Below are 6,111 nucleotides of genomic sequence, written 5' to 3'. Positions count from 1 at the left end.
CGGGGACGGTGAGCCGGGCGGTGCGGGCCCGGGCGGTGAGCCGGACGACGGGGGCGCCGGCCTCCAGCAGGCCGATGCCGGGGAGGGCCAGCGTCCCGCCGGGGGCGGCGAGTTCGGCCGTGAAGGCGGCGCCCGAGCGGAGCGCCGCGGCGGCGGCGACGCACCCGAAGTGGTCCAGCTCGGCGGTGAGCGGCGCGCCTGCGGGGGCGGCCAGGGCGCGGGAGAGCCAGTTGCCGACGGAGGGGTAGTCGAGGGTGTCGTGCACCGCCGGCGCGTGGCGGGCCTCCGCGCGCTCCATCAGGCTCCAGTGCGCCTCGAACCGCTCCCGCGCGAGGGCGGGCACGGCGCACGGGTCCCGTTCCAGGCGGGTCAGCAGGGACTTGAGGAGTACGAGACGTCTGCTGTGCAGGGCGTGCCGGAGGAGCGCCAGATCGTCGGCCGTGGCCCGAGTCCGCGCGAGCCGCTCCATCGCCTCCGGCGCCACGAGCCGGACGGCGAGGGGCAGGGGGGCGGGGGGCGGGGTGGCTCCAGGGGGCGGGGAGGCAGGGGGCCGGGCGGCGCCGCCGGGCTCGGCCCGGGCGGAGCCGGTGGCTCGGGCGGGGCCGGTGGCCCGGGCAGGGCTGGTGGCTCGGGCGGGGCCGGTGGCCCGGGCAGGGCTGGTGGCTCGGGCGGGGCCGGTGGCCCGGGCAGGGCTGGTGGCTCGGGCGGGGCCGGTGGCCCGGGCAGGGCTGGTGGCTCGGGCGGGGCCGGTGGCCCGGGCAGGGCTGGTGGCTCGGGCGGGGCCGGGAGGACGGCGGCCTTCCGGAGGCCGCAGGGCGTCCGCGGCGTGAACGGCGCCGCCGGGCGAGCCGGTATCCCCGGGCGAGGCGGCGTCACCAACCGGAGCGGCGATCTCGGCCCGCCCCCGGCCGGGGGCCCGACCGGCGTCAGGAGGGCGGCGGCCTTCCGGAGGAGGGGCCGCGTCGGCCGTCCGGAACGCGTCCGGGCCCGGCCGGGAGCGCAGTGGAGTCCGTGCCTCCGCGCCGTGCCCGCCGCCGCCCCGCCGCGCGGGCGCGGCCGGTTGGCCGGATGGTGACCCTTTCGCGGGCTCCCCGGCCGGTTCGCCGCGGGTCACGCGCCCGCCCCGGCCGCCTCCGCCGGCTCCCGCAGGCGGCCCCCCTGGTGACCGCTGGAGTACCAGGTCTCGTCCAGTTCGGCCGGCCGCCGGAGCGTGCTGTCGACGGCGGCGGCGAGGCCGGGGTCCCGAAGGACGCGCAGGCCGCGCAGGCCGACGCCGCGGAGGTCGGGCAGCGGCGGCGGCGCCCCCGCTCCGGCCGCAGGGCCCGACGCGGCGGCGTTCCTGTGCTTGGGCACCCTCTGCTCCTCCCTGCCAAGGTCCCTGCCGCGGCGCGCCGGGCTTCCGGTCGACGGCCCCCTCGCGGCTGCTCGGTTCTTCCCGGGCGCCGTAATCCGGAAACCCGTTCGGACCACGTCCGGTCATCCGCCGGAAAGGCGGGCGACGCTTTCCCGGGTGGCGGCGACCTCGTCCCAAGGGACCTCCGCCAGCCGGGCGGTGAGGTCGCGCCACTCCCCCGCCGCGGCCCGGTACGCGGCCAGGGCCTGCCGGCGCAGCCCCATCCGCTCCAGGGCCTCGCCGTAGCGGTGCGAGGCGCGGGCGGCGACGACGGAGCCCGGTTCGTCCCCGGCGCTCCGGCGCGCCTGCTCCGCCGCGGCGGCGAACGCGTCGGCCGCGTCCGTCAGCGGCAGGCCGGGCGACCGCTCGCGCAGGGCGAGCCGGGCGGTGCCCAGCTCCAGCCAGGCCTCCGCCCGGGTGCTGCCGTCCGGCGCCCGGCGGGCCGCCTGTTCCAGCAGGTGGCAGCTCTCGTAGAGGTCGGGCAGGAAGCCGAGCCGGCCGAAGCGCAGCATCAGGGCGCGCCCGAGCAGCAGTTGGAGGCGCGGGCGGCGCGGCGAGCGCCCGGGGCTCACGGCGTACGCCTCGCGCAGCACCGCCTCGGCGCGGGAGACCGTCCCGGCGTCACCCGTCGGCCCGGCCGCCTCGGCGCGGCCGAGGAGCCACTCCCCCCACTCGGTCAGCAGCGAGCAGCGGCGCGGGCTGTCGCGGCCGGTGAGGGCGACGGCGGCGGTGTACGCCTCGTCGCCGCGCGGGCCGTCGCCCGCGCCGGCGTGCACGCGGGCGCGTTCGAGGTGGGCGTAGAGCGACTGGAGTTCGTCCGCGGCCGTCTCGGCGGCCCGGTCTAGGACGGCGAGCGTGGCGTCGGCGGGTTCGCCGGCCAGCCGCAGAGCCCGGCCGAGGTCCAGCAAAGCGGCGCAGCGCCGCCCGTCCGGCGCGTCCTCGGACTCCAGCAGCTCGCAGGCGGCGCGGAGTTCGACGGCGGCCTCGGTGGCACGCGGGATTCGGGACTCGGCGCCGGACTCGGCGAGGGCCAGCAGGACCCGGCCCAGCCGCAGCCGGCGGTCGGTGCGGGGCGGCAGGGCGCGCAGGACGGCCTCGGCGGCCCTGAGGTCGGCGCGGTCGGCACGGTCGCCGTCGGCGCGCCAGCGGGCCCAGTGCGCGGCGGCCAGTTCGAGGCCGGTGGCGGTGTGCGCGTCGGTGCCGGCGGCGGTGCGCTCCCCGGTGCCGGGGGGCGTGTGCGCGTGGGCCTCGGCGAGCAGGGCGACGGACCGGTCCAGCAGCTCGCGGCGGCCGGCGGCGTCATCGCGGACGGCCTCGGTGCCGGCCAGCGCCAGCAGGACGCCGCCGAGCACGAACCGGGCGCGTACCGCCTCGTCGCGGCCGTCGCCGGTGAGCCCGGCGAGCGGGGCCGCCGCCGGCGCGGTGACGAGCTCGCGGGCCTCGTGCAGCAGGGCGGAGTCGCCCTGGTCGTGCCAGAGCCGCAGCAGGCCCGCCGCCTCGCCGACCGGCCCGGTCTCGGGGGGTGTCGGCCGGTACCAGCGCACCACCCGGGCCGGGACCCGGGCGAACAGCTCCGGTTCGGAGTCGGCGGAGCCGGCGGAGTCGGGGTCGTCGGCGCCGGTGTCGGGCACGGGGTGGCCGCGGAGCCGCGCGACCGCGAGGGCCGAGAAGTTGCGGGCGGTCCGGCCGAAGTGCCGCTCCACGTAGTCGGAGCAGTGCTTGAGCACCAGCGTGGCCTCGTCCACGCCGAGCGACTGGAGCAGCAGTTCGCGCACGCCGTCGGCGAACTCGTACCACGGGCCGGTGACGGCGTCCGCGCCCGTCGGGGCGGGGACGCGGTGGAGCAGCCCGCCGAGCAGCACCTCGGCCAGCTCCATGGGTCCGGTGTCGGGCAACATCGCCCGCTGCACCACCTGCATCACGGGCAACGCCAGGGGCACGGCCGCCAGATGCACCGCCAGGCGCAGGGCGCCGGGCGAGGCGGAGGCGCGGAAGGCCGCCAGCCGCGCGTCGGCGGTCGGTGCGGCGCCCTCCTCCTGGGGCGGCGGGGCCGTCGCCGGATGCTCGGGGAGCACCCAGCCGGCCGCGCCGTGCACGGTCGTCCGCCCGGTGCCGGACAGCAGCCGGGCCCACGCGCCCAGCGCCTCGCGGACCGGCAGCAGGACGGGCACGGGCAGCGCGCCCGGCGGGGGCGGCGGCCCGAAGGCGTCCGGTTCGAAGCCGAGCCGGCCGCCGGACATCGGGCCGCGGGTGAGCGTGCCGGCCTCGGCGGGCAGCGCGGTGCGCGGCCACAGCCGGGGCGGCAGCGGCTGGACGACGGCGAGCGGCGCGGTCGCGGACCAGCGGTGCAGCAGCCGCTGGGCGCGCCCCTCCTGCCACATGGGGCCCACGCAGTCGCTGATGACCAGGGTGAGCCGGCGTCCTGAGGGGTCGAGGAACTGATCGGCGGGGCGCGGACGTTGACGTGACGTGCCGACGGCGCCGCCGGCCGCCGAGGTGGCGATCAGGGGCGTGCCGTCGGACGCCCGGTGCAGATACCGCACCCGGACGTCCCGGAAGACGCCCAACTGCGAACAGAGCTGCTCCATTTCGTCCAGCATCCGCTCCCAGACGACCATGGACGAAGAGGTGTCCATCAGTAACTGCATGGACGCCGCCTGCCGTTCGCCTGGCCGGTAGGCGGGGTGGACGAGGCCCGTGCGCGCGGCGCGGTCGGCGGTGGCGTCCTCGTCCAGCGGCCCGCGCGGGGGCGCGGCGAGCGACCGGTAGCCGCGCAGCGGGCGCAGGGCGCGCTGCAGGCCCAGCAGGCCGGGCAGGGAGGCGGCGGAGGGCACGCGGACGGGGAACGTCCGCTCGACGGTGTCCGCGGCGCGGGCCGCACCCGCCCACCGGCCCCCGGCCGCCGCGTTCTCGCGCGCGTCCCGCCCGTCCCGTGCGCCCGCGCAGACCGTGACGGGGTCCCCGGGCGCGGGCTCCCCACCGGTCGCGGCGGGCGCACCGGCCTCCCGCTCGCGGTCCATGAGCGCGAACGGCCGTCCGATCTTGACGTGGGCGGTCTCAACGGTCGCGGGCTCGGAGTCGTCCCCCGGCGAGGTGCGCGCACCGGCGTCCGGGGACATCCGTTCGGCCAGCCACACCGCGTCGGCTATCTCCTCGGCGGTCAGATCCTGGGAGGTGGCCCGCAACCGGCCGACCAGTTCCTCCAGCCACGGCTCGGGGGGCGCCGTCATCGCTCATCACCTCGGGCGGTCCAGCGGTTGCATCAGCATGTCGGCGAGCCGTTCTCGGGTGACGCGTTCCGCGCTGGGGGCGTGCTGGGTGAGGAACAGGGCGTTGAGCAGCTGGTCGGCGGCGACCACCTCGCCGGGCTCACGCCGCAGGAAGCGCTGGATCAGCTCGCTCCCGTCCGTCACCGCGTCGTCCCCGAGGTGCGCCCGGACCATCGCGGTCAGCTGCTCCTCGCCCGGCGGTTCGAGGTCGAGCTGGATGCAGCGGCGCAGCAGGGCGGCGGGGAAGTCGCGCTCCCCGTTGGAGGTGAGGACGATCAGCGGGAACGTCGTGCAGCGGACCAGTCCCTCGCGGACCACGGCCCGGCCGCCGTCGTCCGTCCCGACCTCGACCTCGGGCTCGCGGTCGGCGATCCGCTCCAGCTCGTGGATCCGGAACTCGCCCTCCTCCAGCACGTTCAACAGGTCGTTGGGCAGGTCGAGATCGCTCTTGTCGAGCTCGTCGATGAGCAGCACGCGAGGCTGCTCCGCGGGGAGCAGGGCGGTGCCGAGCGGGCCCAGTCGCAGGTAGGAGCCGATGGAGTGGCGCTCGCCGACGTCGGCGCCGGCCCGCTCCAGCTGGACGTCCTGGAGCCGGGCGATGGCGTCGTAGTGGTAGAGGCCGTCGCGCAGCGTGGAGCGGCTGACGATCGGCCAGCGCAGCACCCGGCCGAGCTTGAGCTCGTAGGCGACCGCGTGGGCCAAGGTGGACTTTCCGGTTCCGGGCGTGCCCGTCACCAGCAGCGGACGGCGCAGGTAGAGCGCGGCGTTGACCGCCTCGACCTCCTCGGGCCGCGGGTGGTGGTTCTCCACCAGCCGGCGCTGCACCCCCAGCCGGCGGGCCGCGCTGGGGTCCGTGCCGGCGCCGGTGTCGGGCCCGGCCGCGGCGAAGTCGCGCCAGGGGGGCGGCGGCGGCAATCGCCGGACGCCGTCGTGCGGCAGGCCGGCTCCCCGGTAGATGCGCCAATCGTTCACATCGGGCTCCTCGTTGCCGGCGTGGCTCTCCCGGCTGTCGCCGGCCGGGCCCCCACGCGTCCGCCGTCGCCGCTTCCGCTCCCCGGACGACGGTACCGGTCCGGGCGCGGCCTGCCGAGCCTTTCCGTCTGGTCCGTCTCGCTCCGTCGTTTCCCTGTCACTTCCCTGTCACTCCGTCCGGACACCTTCACGGCGCGCCTCCCGGGCGCATACCCGGCTCGGACAGTGGCGGACCGTGCGACGCCGGATGCTCCGGCGGGTCCAGGAGCAGGGCGATCGACCTGGCCCAACGCGCCGTCTCGTCCGGCTGCTCGGGGTCGGCGCAGCGGATCCGCAGGTTGCGGATCCGGCGGTGGAGTCCCTCGGCGGTGACCGCCTCGCACACCAGTCGGGAGACCTCGTCGTGGAATTCGGCGCAATCGGTGTGCTCCCCGGCGCATCCGCGCCAGATCACCACCGCGTGTCCGGCGGCGAGCG

The 6,111-nt window shown here is 78.1% G+C and carries 4 protein-coding genes and 1 pseudogene; all 5 read right to left on the bottom strand.

Annotated elements, in window-relative coordinates:
* A pseudogene (locus JNW98_RS26025) lies at window positions 1–484 on the bottom strand (aKG-HExxH-type peptide beta-hydroxylase); the annotation flags it as partial.
* A 626-nt stretch (window positions 485–1,110) separates the two neighbouring features.
* Complete coding sequence (locus tag JNW98_RS26020; RefSeq protein WP_223770733.1) at window positions 1,111–1,353, bottom strand: hypothetical protein; 243 nt, start codon at window positions 1,351–1,353, stop codon at window positions 1,111–1,113.
* 123 nt (window positions 1,354–1,476) lie between these two features.
* Window positions 1,477–4,623, bottom strand: coding sequence for an SAV_2336 N-terminal domain-related protein (locus JNW98_RS26015; RefSeq protein WP_223770732.1), 3,147 nt, complete (start codon window positions 4,621–4,623; stop codon window positions 1,477–1,479).
* 6 nt (window positions 4,624–4,629) lie between these two features.
* Complete coding sequence (locus tag JNW98_RS26010) at window positions 4,630–5,634, bottom strand: AAA family ATPase (RefSeq protein WP_223770731.1); 1,005 nt, start codon at window positions 5,632–5,634, stop codon at window positions 4,630–4,632.
* 187 nt (window positions 5,635–5,821) lie between these two features.
* On the bottom strand, window positions 5,822–6,111 hold a 290-nt coding region (locus tag JNW98_RS26005; RefSeq protein ID WP_443732504.1), incomplete at its 5' end, for a VMAP-C domain-containing protein.

This window comes from Streptomyces huiliensis, assembly GCF_020037025.1.
GTDB classification, from domain to species: domain Bacteria; phylum Actinomycetota; class Actinomycetes; order Streptomycetales; family Streptomycetaceae; genus Streptomyces; species Streptomyces huiliensis.
This window is presented reverse-complemented; position numbering and strand designations above follow the sequence as displayed.

Bases quoted from the DNA above. Each gene is read 5' to 3' on its own strand.
- JNW98_RS26015 (WP_223770732.1), bottom strand. From the start codon at position 4,623: ATGACGGCGCCCCCCGAGCCGTGGCTGGAGGAACTGGTCGGCCGGTTG.